Below are 13,631 nucleotides of genomic sequence, written 5' to 3'. Positions count from 1 at the left end.
CGCCGATATATTCAAAAAATCGCCGATATAATTTCATATACCGCTAAAACACCTCAAAAAAACGATCTGCATAATTTCAATTACCGAAAAACTCTCCCAGAAAAGAAAAAAAGACGCCACATAGCGTCTTTCTTACGAACGAAACGGAAATACAAGAATAATCGTCGTTCCTTTTCCGAGTGCACTATCAACGGAAATTGTTCCGTTATGAGCATGAACGAGCTGTTTTGTAATGGCTAGGCCAAGTCCAGTTCCAATGTTGCTTTCTTCTGTGTTTGTTCCGCGGTAATATCGTTCAAATAGAAGTTCTTTCGTTTTTTCATCCATTCCTTTTCCATCATCTGAAATGGAGAGTGTAAAGGAATTAGCGTTTTGTGATAGTTTTACGGTGACAGTAGTTGTTTCGTTATTATGTTTTACCGCGTTTACGAGTAAGTTTTCGATAATACGCTGGAACCATTTTTCTTCAATGAAATATTGAATTTTATTTGAGCTCGGTACGAATTCAATATTTTGATTTTGGAGTGTTGGATTGTTAATAAATTGCAATAATACTTTTTGAACGAACTGATTGATTTCAACGTTTACGTGTTGGGCAGGAAGGCTGTTATTTTTTAATTGATACGTTAAGCTTAAATCATCAATTAATGTCGTCATATATTGAGATTTCTCTTTCATAACACTACCAAATTGCTGAATATCACGATCAGTCCAGTTATATTGATTCGATTCGAGTAATAATGCGTAGCCATATATAGAGCTAAGTGGTGTTTTTAAATCATGCGTTAGACCGGTAATCCATTCTTCTCGTGTTTGCTGGAGGACATGTCTCATCGCATCATTTTTTTTGAGTGTAATAGAAAGGTGTTCTAGTGAACTTGTTACATCTCTAAACAAACGGAATGACCATTTTTCTTTACCAGATCGCCGGAACCTGACAGGTTTTCCTTTTTTACTAATAGGTTCTTCATACTTTCCACCAGCGATATTTTTAAGCCAGCGCATCGCATGTAATAATGGTTTCCCGAATTTATTACCGTACCAAATAGAAAGAATGACTAAATAAACAAATACGATAAGAAGGATTAATCCGCATCCGATGAGAAACTTCTTAGTAAATACATCTTCAATTTCGTCATTTGGATAGTAGTGCTCATTTTTTGCAGTTACAACGAGAAGGTTGCCGCTATTTGCATCGTAAAAGCTAGAAGTGTTTTCTTTATGATTCCACGGTTCTTTTTCATTAAGGGCAATTTGTATTGCTGAAAATATTTTTTTCTTTCCAGTTGGATAGGAAAAAACCTCTTCGCCATTTTGATTAAATATTTGAAGTGTTGCTTTTTCTTTAGATAGTAACTGTTTTTCTTGGTCTGTTAATGCGAACGAATCCATCGTTAAAGAGGAATGCTCCTTTTGAATTGCTGTCAGTAACGCATTGCTTTTTAACATACCACCATAAATAACAAGTGCTTTCTTTTCTTCTAATTCAATTTCCCAATATGTAAATTTATAATTGCTTTCGATATGATGTTGTATATATGCGACTAAAGATGTCTTCGTATAAGCATCCGGAACATCATTTGGTGTATTAAAGTGGTAGAGGATCTTTCCGTTTTCATCTACAACTTGGAGCCAATCATTTTTCTCCTTTATTAAATCTTGTACTTCAGATTGTAACGAAATATGCCCATCTTCTGAAGAGATGTATCTTGAAATTGTAAAACTATCAGAATCCGGAATGTTAGGTTCGTATAAAGTACTAGTAAGAAGAAAAATTAAATAAGTAAAAGCAGCAACTACAGCGATAAGTAATGTAACTAAAACAAAAACGTGTTGCATGATAAATTGAATAATAAGTCGTTTATTAAAATTCATATCGTCACCCTACTTTGTAACGAACTTATAACCAAGCCCGCGAACGGTTTTTATATATTCTGGTTTACTTGGATCGTGTTCAATTTTTTCACGTAGTTTTCGAATGTGGACCATAACAGTGTTGTCATCGCCATTATAGGCAGGTGCTCCCCAAACTTTTTCATATATTTCCTCTTTCGAAAATACGTAGTTCGGATTCTCGCAAAAGAAGAGTAGTAGTTGAAAGAGTTGAGCGGAGCATTCGACAATGTGCCCATCTACTGTTAGTTCTGCAGAGTGCTGATTAATTTCAAATCTTCCAAATGAAATTGAGTGTGGTTTTTGTTCGTGTGGTACGGTTTGTTTCATATGTCTCCGAAGCTGTGCTTTCATACGTGCTACTACTTCTAATGGATTAAATGGTTTCGTAATATAATCATCTGCACCGTATGAAAATCCGGATATTTTATCTAAATCAGATGCTTTTGCTGATAGGAAGAAAATTGGACAATCTGTTTGTTGGCGAATGATTGGACAAATATCAAAACCAGATTGTCCAGGAAGCATTACATCTAAAATAATTAAATCGTAATGGTTTTGCTTAGTTAGAGATAAAGCTATTTCAGCTGATGTTGCAGTTGTAATATGAGAAAAGCCTTCTTTTTCAAGAATGGTAGTTAGTAATTGTAAAATTGCTGTTTCATCATCAACGAGTAAAATATTTGCTTGGTACATAAATATCCCTCCTAATTTTCTCGAATATCATATCATCATTTTGTAACTTATGGAATTTTTAAGGAAATTTTAAGGTTTTCTTTCGCAAAAAATTAAGAATCAAATGATATGATAAAAGTAACATAGGGGAGGAGATGAGTGTGAACCCGTTTCAAGTGATGCGAGCTAGATATTTTTTAATTGTATTTGCACTATTAATTTTAATAGCGAGAAGTAGTGGCGATTTGCTAACAAGTATATTTCATATACAAAATTCTTCTTTTATAAATATCCTTATATTCTATATCCTTCCGATGGTATGGATTTCTTATGAGTATAGAAAGCACCACATTTCATTTTCATTATTTGTTAATAAAAATGAAACATTTAACTTGGTACAAGTTTTATACATTACGGTTATGTTATGCATGTTTAGTTACGGGTATCTTATTTTGTATATGTATAGTTTTGCATGGATTACACCGGACTTTATTATGAACGCCCTGCATGAACCAATTGTAGATAGTACTGGGGGATATGTATCTCAAGTCATTAGGGTCGTATTCATCGCACCAATTATCGGGGAATTTGTTTTTCGCGGATTTTTACTTCAACGTTTTGCAACAAAATGGGGAACGAGCATAGCGACCATCGTTGTAGCAATATTGTTTGCGTTGTTACATGTTGATTTCCTCGGTGCAGCCATATTCAGCATCGTATTGTCAATCGTATATATTCGTACGAAAAGTTTACTCATGCCAATTGCAATACATATGTTAAACAATGCATTTGTAATAGGTGCGTCTTTTCTAATAAGTAGAGAAAAAATTATGAGTTTTGCCGATTTCTCAAATTATACGACATTCTTTCCTGGACTTATTATTTTTATAACAGGATTAAACTTAGTACTTATCTTTTTATTTGTTAATCGCAAATATTGGAGTAAAGAAGTGCCAGTTATATATGCAGAGCAGAAAAAGAGCTTTTCAGATGTAGTCGGGAGTAAATAAGATGAAGAAGACGGTTGAAAAAATATTAAAAGACATTATAGATGCTACGTCTATTACAGATATGTGTGATAGAAGTGTTTGTCATTGGCTTCAACCTGTAGTAGATACGATTGTGTTTCCAGAGTATTACGTATTTTCTAGTACTCATTTAAAAGAAAATATTATTTCTCTTCTTATTGTGTTCGGGGTTTTACTAATATTTGGTCTAATTGTAGAAGAAATGATGAAGCGCATCTTCAAAAAGAATGAAGAGAAGTATATGTGGATTCATAAAGTATTCGAGAAAGTAATGGTGGCTTTCCTTTTGTTTTATGGTATGAAAACAATCATTTACTTTATAGCTTTGAAACATCATTAATTCGAAATTTGAAAGGGATGTATAAAATTATATGAATGAAACGATATCATCAAATAAGTTTTTTTATTTGATTTTACTTAGTCTAGTGTTAATAACGACAGTGAATGTTATTTTGCGCTGGGAGGAAGCTTATTTTTTCATGTATTTAGCGCTCCATTTGCTAGGGATTTTATGTATAAGTGGTGGAGTGGTTACTGAAAAAAAGAATGAAGAAAGCGTTAACTATATGTGTGTGATCGGTCTTGTTTTACTTTTAGCTGTACAGGGTATTATGAAATATAGTTCTTTCTCTTTACAAGATTTTAGTTTATTAATAGATGTACTTCCTTAAAGAGGCTTTTTATTTTATCTAAAAAGCAAGTAGGGTACGTGTTGGTTTGTAAGTGTGATCCTTATTACGGATTGTGAACCGAAGAAAGTGTCTAAAGGTAGGTAAAACTCTTCTATTTGTAGAAGAGTTTTTTTATGTAAATAAAAGGCTCTCGAGCAATTCGCATAATAAGCTTGTTCTAATTTAGCGTATACGAACTTACAATAATAATAGACAGGCAGCATAGAGGAGGGAATAGCGTGAGGAAGGTTATCGGTTGGTCGTTTTTTTTGTACGTTGGATTTGCGTTACTTATATATTGGTATTTATTTGGATGGAATCATGAACTTATTCCGGACATGTATAAAGGAACGAGTGCAGATCCAGAAACGTTTATGAGTGCTAGAGAGCTTACGCTAAGCCAAGATTATTCGCGCGTGAAAAATTTACTATACTTTTTAGCGACGCCTCTTGAATGGATTATTTTATTATTTGTACTTGTGCTAGGTATTTCAAGAAAGTTTGAGAAATGGTCGAAGGAAACGACTAAAATAAGTGTTTTGCAAGTTGCGATTTATTTCTTTTATTTATCATTATTGACAACAGTGCTTGCCTTACCGATGCAATGGATTGGCCGGAAAGTGTCCGTTGATTACGGCATTTCAACACAAAGTACACAAAGCTGGATAAAAGATCATGTTATCGGTTTTTGGGAAAGTTATGCGACTATGTTAATCGTAGTTACCGTTCTATTATGGCTTATCCGTAAATTTCCGAAGAGATGGTGGCTCGCAGGATGGGCGCTCTCTGTTCCATTTACAATCTTTTTAACATTCATACAGCCTGTCGTTATTGATCCACTGTATAACGACTTCTCGACGCTGAAAAATAAAGAATTAGAAACGAAAATTTTAGCGATAGCAGACAAAGCGGACATTCCTGCTAAACACGTATATGAAGTAAACATGTCAGAAAAAACGAATGCATTAAATGCTTACGTAACAGGAATTGGTCCTAACGCTCGTATTGTAATGTGGGATACAACGCTTAAGCAGTTAAAAGATAAAGAGATTTTATTTATAATGGCTCATGAAATGGGGCATTATGTTATGAAACATATATATTTTGGCGTTGCAAGTTATGTATTGCTATCGTTTATAGGTATGTTTTTAATTAGTCGTATTATAAATATGTGTATTCGCAAATGGGGAGATACATTGCAAATTTCAAAAGTAGCATGTTTCTCCATTTTACCTTTATTTTTCTTAATTTCTTCTGTCCTCTCTTTTGCAGCACAACCAGCAACAAACTACGTTTCACGTATAGAAGAAAGAGCCGCAGATCAATATGCTTTAAATATGACGAAGGACGGGAAATCTGGTGTGAAAACTTTTCAATATTTATCAAAAACAAGTTTAAGCCAAGTAAATCCGCCTGCGTTAGTAAAATTTTTCTTATACACGCACCCACCAATTTTTGAAAGAATTCATACGTTTGAACAATATGAGAAACAAAGCAAAAAGGAGTAGCATGATAGCTACTTCTTTTTTTATAGGGATATAAGTTTGATATTGGGAATATTTATCATTGCTTTTTATTGCGATTTTGTAAATAATAAGCTATAAAATTCTAAAAATCTATATATAAAGGAATAAAGGTGGAAAAATGTATTTTTTACAAAATTTAAAAGTGAAATATAAATTATTAGCGCTTATTTCATTAGCAGTTTTAGGTATGGTAATTATGAGCAGTGTAGCAATTAATTCTATTAATAAGATTAAGCACGATACAGAGGTTGTAGTAGATGATTATCAATATTCTGCAATTTTATTAGAAGGAATGCTTCGTACACAAAATTCATTAGAATATAACTTACTAGAATTAATTACGGCATCACAAAATGAAGTGGCAAATAAAGAGGGGATAATTGATAATATTGAAAAGGATCTTAAAAAATATGATTCTTTATTAAAAGAATATGATGATGGTTTTAATTTAAGTAAGCAAGAGGATGAACTATTTCAGAAGATGAAGAAATCTTTGCCAAGTTATAAAGATACATATAAAAAATTATTTGAAAAGGCGAAGGTAACAAATGAGCCACAAATGGTAAATGAATTTCAGAAGGAATTAAAACCGAAGGGAATAGAGTTAGCTGGTTATGCAGTGGATCTAGAATCGTATGTTTCAAATTTAGCTGACCAAGTATTTAAAGATTCTCAAAAAATGATTGATCGTTCCGTTATTACCTTTATCATTCTTGTAGTAGTTACTACAATCGTTATATGTATAGTAAGTTATATTATTAGCAAGCTCATAGTTGCTCCTTTACAAACGGTTAGTCGTATGATGGAAAGAGCGAAAGAAGGAGATTTAACCGTACATGGTGATTATACTGCTAAGGATGAATTAGGTATATTAGTAAGTAATTTTAACGAGATGATTGCAGGGCTAAGAACAAATATGCAAGAAGTAGAGAATAATATTCAGCTTTTATTCCAACATGCAGACGGAGTAGTATCTGCATCAGAAGTATCTAGTAGTGCAGCGAAGAAAATCACTATGGATATTGAAGAAGTTGCAAATGGTGCAGAGAGTCAAATGCAAGCAATGGAACAAACTGCGGGTGCGATGGAAGAGTTGACGCAAGGAATGCAGAGTATAGTCAATACATCATCCTCTGTAAATGAATTATCTGCTCAATCAGCATTAGATGCAGAGAGTGGTAACAAATTAATGAAACAAATGATTCAACAGATGGATACAATCCAAAATTCGGTACATAGCGGTGTGAAACAAGTAGAGACTATGAAAGAACAATCAGAAGAAATTGTTAAAATCATTGATGTTATGCAAGGTATTACCTCCCAGATTAACTTATTAGCATTAAACGCCGCAATTGAGGCTGCACGTGCTGGTGAAAGTGGTAGAGGATTTGCAATTGTGGCAGATGAAGTGCGGAAATTAGCAGAACAATCTAGTGATTCTGCAAAACAAATTGAGAATCTTATTACTCAAGTTATGGGAACAACGAACCATACGGTACATATGATGGGGAAAGTAGATAATGAGGTACAGGCAGGTACACAAGTAGTAATGCATACAGAAAAAGTATTTGGAACAATTACAGAAAAAGTACAGCAAGTATCTGAGCAAATTCAAACGGTATCTATGTCTACAGATGAAATTGCAGCGAGTAGTGAGGAAATCTCGGCTTCTGCAGAAGACATGGCTCAAATTTCCCAAAGATCATCTGACCGAACTGATAGGGTAAAAGAGTCTATTCAACAGCAAGAAAAATCTGTTCAAGAGATTTCGGTTTCAATTGAACATATGCATAACGCAGCAGGAAAATTAAAACAAATAGTTGCCCAATTTACTCTTCAAAAGTAGTAGCATATTTGAGTGTTAATAAATATAAAAAAATCATCCTCTTTTAAGAAAAAAGGATGATTTTTTTATCCTGTTATTTGCTGGGCAGTAAGACCCCCACCTCAAAATTCAGTGAAAAATGCTACCTCTGAAATATAAACCATGAATATAGTAACCTCCATTAGGCATCTCCTTTAGGTGCCAATAAAGGGAAGTTATAAAGTGAAAAGGAGTTTATAAAGAGATTGTAGAATGTTTTAGTATATAACACCTTAGATGTGACAACTTCCTTTTTGAAAAAGAAAGAAGGGGGTATAAAGCAGAAAGGTAGTGGAAATATTTCTTCTAGAAGATTTGCATTTTATCTTACATTCACAAAAAATAGTACTCCTGAAACAATGAAGTTCATTTTATTTGAATGAAATAGGGAGAGAGGATAATGAAGAAAAAAATATTGGGTGTAATGATGATTGCGACAATGGCAGGAGGTATATTTGCAGGGGCGAATGTGACACCTGTAAAAGCGGAAGAGTATCCACAAATGATTGTGTTTGAAGATGTTCCATACGGATTTTGGGCATATGATGCTATTATGGATTTAGCGTATCATAAAATTATATTAGGGTATGGAAACGGGAAGTATGGTGTTGGCGATCTTATAACACGTGAACAAGTAGCTGGGACTATTTACAGAACACTTGAGATAAAAGAAGAAGGGCCAGTAGGGAATCCATATAAAGATGTTTCTGATAGTACAACCACTTTTAAAAAGGAAATTTTAGCGTTAACAAAACGTGGTGTTTTTACAGGGGATGGCCAAGGGAATTTTAGGCCGAAAGCACCAATCTCTAGAGCGGAAATGGCTGTCATTTTAAAACGAGCATTTAATTTTGAAACGAAACAAAAACATACATTTAAAGATATTCCAAAAGGTCACTGGGCAGAAGATGCAATTAGTGCGTTACAATCTAATAATGTTGTGAGAGGAACTGGGAATGGCATGTATGAATTAAATCGCCCTGTACCTAGAGAACAATATGCTCAGTTTATTAATAATGCGATTATTAATTATCATTTGAAAGAAGATTGGAAGTAGAGTGAAATATGAAAGCACAAATAGAAAAATTTGTGCTTTTTTGTTTGTTTAAAAAAGAATTATTATTCGTATTTATGTATTTTTATGGTTATAAACAAGCTTTATAATCAACCCGATGAAAAAGACATGATGTGTAATATGATTCACAAAACCGTCACGAAATGTGTCGGAAAATATATTGTCACTATACCATTTATTCTGTATATTTTTAAAAAAACATATACATATTGGGGAGATAATTTGATGAGCAAAAAATTATTAAAAACAGCTACAGCATTAACAATTATGGGTGGGGTGTTATTCTCAGCAGAGAGTAATAGTGTAAAAGCGGAAAGTGCACCGTTGCAAAAGGCAAATACAATTGTATTTAAAGATGTACCAAAAGGACATTGGGCATATGAGGCAATTCATGAATTAGCGGAACAAGAAATAATTTTGGGATATGGCGATGGAATATTCGGTTTTGGGGATAATGTAACACGTGAGCAAGTTGCAGCTTTAATTTACCGTGTGTTTGATATGGAAGAACAAGATGAATATGAAAACCCATATGGAGATATCGATGAAAATTCAACAAGCTTTATCGAGGAGATATTGGCTCTAACGGAAATCGGAATTTTCCAGGGAGACGAGAATGGAAACTTTAGACCGAAGGCGACGTTAACGCGTGCGGAAATGGCACAAGTTCTTACGAATGCTTTTGACCTACAGGCAAAGGGATCTCATAACTTTAATGATGTTTCAGCAAATTCATGGGCAACGAATGCAATTAGTGCAGTACAAACAAATGGTATTACAATGGGAATCGGAGAAGGTAAATTCGGTCCGTCTATGAAGGTAACGAGAGAACAATACGCACAGTTTTTACATAGAGCAATATTGCATGATATGGAACAAGGGCAGTAATAAAGTTTAACTAGTCAAAGTGAAATTCAAAAATAATACAAAAAGGTCGTTGTTGTATAACAGCGGCCTTTTTTGTATGAAATAAAGCGCGAAAGAATGGCGTTTTGAAAAAAAACGAAATGAATTTTCGAAAAAAACTTCCTTTTCTGAAGATTTGTTATATAATATAAAACATGAAATCAAATCTGTTATAAAACAGTTTAAGAAGGGGATGCTAATATGTCGACGCAAACTTCACGGGTTACACTCGTTGGAGAAATGTTACCAGCGTACAGCGAAATATTGACACCTGAGGTGCTTAGTTTTTTGAAGGAACTACATGAGAATTTTAATGAGCGCCGCATAGAACTTTTACAAAAACGTGTAGAAAAACAAAAGAGAATTGATGCAGGGGAGTTTCCGAAGTTTCTAGAAGAAACAAAACACATACGTGAAGCGGATTGGACAATTGCCAAGCTGCCAAAAGACTTAGAGGATCGCCGTGTAGAGATTACTGGACCGGTAGATAGAAAGATGGTCATTAACGCTTTAAATTCAGGAGCGCATCTTTTTATGGCGGATTTTGAAGATTCGAATTCACCAACTTGGGAAAATGCAGTGGAAGGCCAAATCAATTTACGAGATGCAGTAAAGGGAACGATTTCACATGAAAATGATAAAGGGAAAGAATATAGATTAAATGAGAAAACAGCTGTACTCATTGTACGTCCAAGAGGATGGCATTTAGAGGAAAAGCATATGCAAGTTGATGGGAAAAATATGTCGGGTAGCTTAGTAGACTTCGGCTTGTACTTTTTCCATAATGCGAAAGCTCTTTTAGCAAAAGGGAGCGGCCCATACTTTTACTTACCGAAAATGGAAAGTTATTTAGAAGCGAGATTATGGAATGATGTATTCGTATTTGCTCAAAAATATATCGGCATTCCAAATGGAACGATTAAAGCAACTGTGTTACTGGAAACGATTCACGCTTCGTTTGAAATGGATGAAATTTTGTATGAGCTAAAAGATCATTCTGCTGGCTTAAACTGCGGAAGATGGGATTATATTTTTAGCTTTTTAAAGAGTTTCCGTAATCATAATAAATTCTTACTACCAGATAGAGCACAAGTCACGATGACGGCGCCATTTATGCGTTCGTATTCTTTGAAAGTAATTCAAACATGTCACCGCCGTAATGCACCAGCAATTGGAGGAATGGCGGCACAAATTCCGATTAAAAATAATCCAGAAGCAAATGAAGCAGCTTTTGAAAAAGTGCGTGCTGATAAGGAACGCGAAGCTTTAGACGGTCATGACGGGACTTGGGTTGCCCACCCTGGACTTGTACCGGTTGCAATGGAAGTGTTTAATCACATTATGAAAACACCAAATCAAATTTTTAGAAAACGTGAAGAAATATGTGTAACAGAAAACGATTTACTAGAGGTACCGGTGGGAACGATTACAGAAGAGGGCCTTCGCATGAATATTAGCGTAGGTATTCAATATATTGCATCTTGGTTAAGCGGACGGGGAGCAGCACCCATTTATAACTTAATGGAAGATGCGGCAACAGCTGAAATTTCAAGAGCACAAGTATGGCAATGGATTCGTCATGAAGGTGGAAAACTAAATGATGGTCGTAATATTACGCTTGAATTAATGGAAGAATTAAAAGAAGAAGAATTAGCAAAAATAGAAAGAGAGATTGGTAAGGAAGCCTTTAAGAAAGGGAGATTCCAAGAGGCGACAACGTTGTTTACAAATCTCGTTCGAAATGATGAATTCGTACCATTTTTAACATTACCGGGTTATGAAATTTTATAAAAAATGAAAAGGGGATGGAACAAATGAAAAACGAAAGAAGCGAGAAGTTACAAGAAAGCTGGGAATTAGATGAGCGTTGGAAAGGGATCACACGTCCATATTCGGCAGAAGATGTAATTCGCCTGCGCGGGTCAATTGATATTGAACATACGTTAGCGCGTCGTGGTGCTGAGAAGCTTTGGACATCGCTTCATACAGAAGACTATATTAACGCACTTGGCGCATTAACAGGAAACCAAGCGATGCAACAAGTAAAAGCTGGGTTAAAAGCGATTTACTTAAGTGGTTGGCAAGTAGCAGCTGATGCAAACCTTTCTGGGCATATGTATCCAGACCAAAGTTTATATCCAGCGAACAGCGTACCTGCTGTAGTAAAACGAATTAATCAAACGCTTCAACGTGCGGATCAAATTCAGCATATGGAAGGAAGCGATGATACAGACTATTTCGTACCGATTGTAGCAGATGCAGAAGCTGGATTTGGTGGGCAATTAAATGTATTCGAACTGATGAAAGGTATGATTGAAGCAGGTGCATCAGGTGTGCATTTTGAAGATCAATTATCTTCAGAGAAAAAATGTGGCCATTTAGGCGGAAAAGTACTACTACCAACGCAAACAGCAGTACGCAATTTAATTTCTGCACGCCTTGCAGCAGATGTAATGGGAGTGCCGACAATTATCGTTGCAAGAACAGATGCGGATGCAGCTGATTTAATTACGAGCGATATTGATCCTGTTGATAAAGCATTTATTACAGGAGAAAGAACACCAGAAGGGTTTTACCGTACGAATGCAGGTCTTGATCAAGCAATTGCGCGCGGTTTAGCGTATGCACCGTACGCAGACCTCGTTTGGTGTGAAACGTCAGAACCAAATTTAGAAGATGCAAAACGATTTGCGGACGCAATTCATAAGGAGCATCCAGGGAAGCTACTTGCATATAACTGCTCACCTTCATTCAACTGGAAACAAAAACTAGATGAAAAAACAATTGCAAGCTTCCAAAAGGAAATCGCATCTTACGGTTACAAGTTCCAATTCGTAACACTTGCTGGATTCCATTCATTAAATTACGGTATGTTTGAACTAGCACGTGGCTATAAAGAGCGCGGCATGGCAGCATACTCTGAACTACAACAAGCAGAATTCGCAGCTGAAAAACATGGCTACTCTGCAACACGTCATCAACGCGAAGTAGGAACAGGTTACTTTGATGAAGTGGCACAAGTGATTACAGGCGGAACTTCATCAACGACAGCGTTAAAAGGATCTACGGAAGAAGCACAGTTTACGAAATAAAAGGAAGGGGCACCTTTTTGAAAGGTGCCCCTTGTTATTTTCTAAACGATTCGAAAAGAGAGATTGAGTTGTCGGCAAAAAACGATACTAACTTTTCTTTATTACTAAATCAACTCCACTCAGCCCTATGATCACGAATAAACTTCATATCTTTCTCATAATGCTCTAGATGTCCTTCATCGATCATTCTTTGGAAATTCAAGTCGCCTTCTTGAGCTTTTCGTTTCATATATGTACATAACCCTTCTAATCGAAGCAACACCATTCCTAAGTAATCTTCATCCATATTTTTATCATAGGACTGAACGAACAAATTCACTCTCTCTTTAATACGATCTGCATGTTGCGATGAGTCATAATGAACGGCTTCACCGGATTCAGTATAATACACTCTACTTAAAGGCACACAAGTATAGAGTGTATAAGCGATATCCCATAGTCTTGGACCAGGAGCAGCAACATCGAAATCAATAATCCCTACTGGCTTCTCATTATTAAAAATAATGTTATATATGGCAAAATCATTGTGACATAAAACCTCAATGTTATTTGGAGTATGATCCATCGGTTTCCAATCAGCTAATAACGGAAAATCACTTACAGCATCATGGTAAAGGCGGAGCATCTTTGCTATTTTTTTTAATACATCATTAGATCGCATATATTCTTTTAAAGGATAATTGCCAGCTTCTCCTTCAATAAAGGATAAAATCTCTCTATCTTTTTCATCTACACCTAAAAACTTTGGAGCATAATGAAATCCTTTGTTTTCTAAATGTTGCAATAGCTTATGAATCTTTTCACTGCCTGGCTTTAACTCTCGCCGAACAGTATTTTCAGAACGATATACGCTTGAGACGTTTCCCCCTGTTAGCCTTTCTTCTTTAGCGTAGTTTGACAT

General features: G+C 35.3%; 12 protein-coding genes and 1 pseudogene. 10 read left to right on the top strand and 3 right to left on the bottom strand.

Features of this window, described 5'->3' with window-relative positions:
* Nucleotides 1–132: 132 nt before the first annotated feature.
* Both EBQ15_RS17740 and EBQ15_RS17735 read right to left on the bottom strand, forming a co-directional pair.
* A complete protein-coding gene (locus EBQ15_RS17740) occupies nt 133–1,875 on the bottom strand; it encodes a sensor histidine kinase (RefSeq protein WP_001010438.1) in 1,743 nt (580 codons plus the stop codon).
* 9 nt (nt 1,876–1,884) lie between these two features.
* The gene (locus EBQ15_RS17735; RefSeq protein WP_000283862.1) at nt 1,885–2,589 is read right to left on the bottom strand and encodes a response regulator transcription factor; all 705 of its coding nucleotides are present in this window, start codon (nt 2,587–2,589) and stop codon (nt 1,885–1,887) included.
* Between the two features lie 140 nt (nt 2,590–2,729).
* Between EBQ15_RS17735 and EBQ15_RS17730 the strand changes: the two genes are divergently transcribed.
* The 10 genes and pseudogenes from EBQ15_RS17730 to aceA all read left to right on the top strand — a co-directional run bounded on the left by EBQ15_RS17730 (nt 2,730) and on the right by aceA (nt 12,730).
* Entirely contained in the window at nt 2,730–3,578 is an 849-nt protein-coding gene (locus tag EBQ15_RS17730) for a CPBP family intramembrane glutamic endopeptidase (protein WP_001067986.1), read from the top strand.
* A gap of 1 nt (nt 3,579) precedes the next feature.
* A complete protein-coding gene (locus tag EBQ15_RS17725; protein ID WP_000754331.1) occupies nt 3,580–3,936 on the top strand; it encodes a hypothetical protein in 357 nt (118 codons plus the stop codon).
* A gap of 31 nt (nt 3,937–3,967) precedes the next feature.
* The gene (locus tag EBQ15_RS17720; protein WP_001006050.1) at nt 3,968–4,267 is read left to right on the top strand and encodes a DUF2101 family protein; all 300 of its coding nucleotides are present in this window, start codon (nt 3,968–3,970) and stop codon (nt 4,265–4,267) included.
* 239 nt (nt 4,268–4,506) lie between these two features.
* Nucleotides 4,507–5,775, top strand: coding sequence for a M48 family metallopeptidase (locus EBQ15_RS17715; RefSeq protein ID WP_001233273.1), 1,269 nt, complete (start codon nt 4,507–4,509; stop codon nt 5,773–5,775).
* Nucleotides 5,776–5,911: 136 nt separating this feature from the next.
* Nucleotides 5,912–6,691: pseudogene (locus EBQ15_RS32070) on the top strand (MCP four helix bundle domain-containing protein); the annotation flags it as partial.
* Complete coding sequence (locus EBQ15_RS32065; RefSeq protein ID WP_409194079.1) at nt 6,686–7,639, top strand: methyl-accepting chemotaxis protein; 954 nt, start codon at nt 6,686–6,688, stop codon at nt 7,637–7,639. The pseudogene EBQ15_RS32070 and the gene EBQ15_RS32065, both read left to right, overlap by 6 nt.
* A gap of 418 nt (nt 7,640–8,057) precedes the next feature.
* Complete coding sequence (locus EBQ15_RS17705) at nt 8,058–8,714, top strand: S-layer homology domain-containing protein (protein ID WP_000727096.1); 657 nt, start codon at nt 8,058–8,060, stop codon at nt 8,712–8,714.
* 138 nt (nt 8,715–8,852) lie between these two features.
* The gene (locus EBQ15_RS17700) at nt 8,853–9,620 is read left to right on the top strand and encodes an S-layer homology domain-containing protein (protein ID WP_114159535.1); all 768 of its coding nucleotides are present in this window, start codon (nt 8,853–8,855) and stop codon (nt 9,618–9,620) included.
* Between the two features lie 219 nt (nt 9,621–9,839).
* Nucleotides 9,840–11,429, top strand: coding sequence for a malate synthase A (aceB, locus tag EBQ15_RS17695; protein ID WP_000107347.1), 1,590 nt, complete (start codon nt 9,840–9,842; stop codon nt 11,427–11,429).
* Between the two features lie 23 nt (nt 11,430–11,452).
* On the top strand, nt 11,453–12,730 hold the full coding sequence (gene aceA / locus EBQ15_RS17690) for an isocitrate lyase (protein ID WP_000787378.1): 1,278 nt from the start codon (nt 11,453–11,455) through the stop codon (nt 12,728–12,730).
* Between the two features lie 109 nt (nt 12,731–12,839).
* On the opposite strand, the gene EBQ15_RS17685 is transcribed toward aceA, so the two are convergent.
* The gene (locus EBQ15_RS17685) at nt 12,840–13,631 is read right to left on the bottom strand and encodes a phosphotransferase (protein ID WP_000073796.1); all 792 of its coding nucleotides are present in this window, start codon (nt 13,629–13,631) and stop codon (nt 12,840–12,842) included.

The sequence above is a fragment of the Bacillus sp. 2D03 genome (genome assembly GCF_003946765.1).
In the GTDB taxonomy this organism is placed as follows: domain Bacteria; phylum Bacillota; class Bacilli; order Bacillales; family Bacillaceae_G; genus Bacillus_A; species Bacillus_A cereus.
This window is presented reverse-complemented; position numbering and strand designations above follow the sequence as displayed.

Coding starts and splice junctions, on each gene's coding strand:
- EBQ15_RS17740 (WP_001010438.1), bottom strand. CDS start 1,875: ATGAATTTTAATAAACGACTTATTATTCAATTTATCATGCAACACGTT.
- EBQ15_RS17735 (WP_000283862.1), bottom strand. CDS start 2,589: ATGTACCAAGCAAATATTTTACTCGTTGATGATGAAACAGCAATTTTA.
- EBQ15_RS17725 (WP_000754331.1), top strand. CDS start 3,580: ATGAAGAAGACGGTTGAAAAAATATTAAAAGACATTATAGATGCTACG.
- EBQ15_RS17720 (WP_001006050.1), top strand. CDS start 3,968: ATGAATGAAACGATATCATCAAATAAGTTTTTTTATTTGATTTTACTT.
- EBQ15_RS32065 (WP_409194079.1), top strand. CDS start 6,686: ATGATTGCAGGGCTAAGAACAAATATGCAAGAAGTAGAGAATAATATT.
- EBQ15_RS17705 (WP_000727096.1), top strand. CDS start 8,058: ATGAAGAAAAAAATATTGGGTGTAATGATGATTGCGACAATGGCAGGA.
- EBQ15_RS17700 (WP_114159535.1), top strand. CDS start 8,853: ATGATTCACAAAACCGTCACGAAATGTGTCGGAAAATATATTGTCACT.
- aceB (WP_000107347.1), top strand. CDS start 9,840: ATGTCGACGCAAACTTCACGGGTTACACTCGTTGGAGAAATGTTACCA.
- aceA (WP_000787378.1), top strand. CDS start 11,453: ATGAAAAACGAAAGAAGCGAGAAGTTACAAGAAAGCTGGGAATTAGAT.
- EBQ15_RS17685 (WP_000073796.1), bottom strand. CDS start 13,631: ATGTCAAACTACGCTAAAGAAGAAAGGCTAACAGGGGGAAACGTCTCA.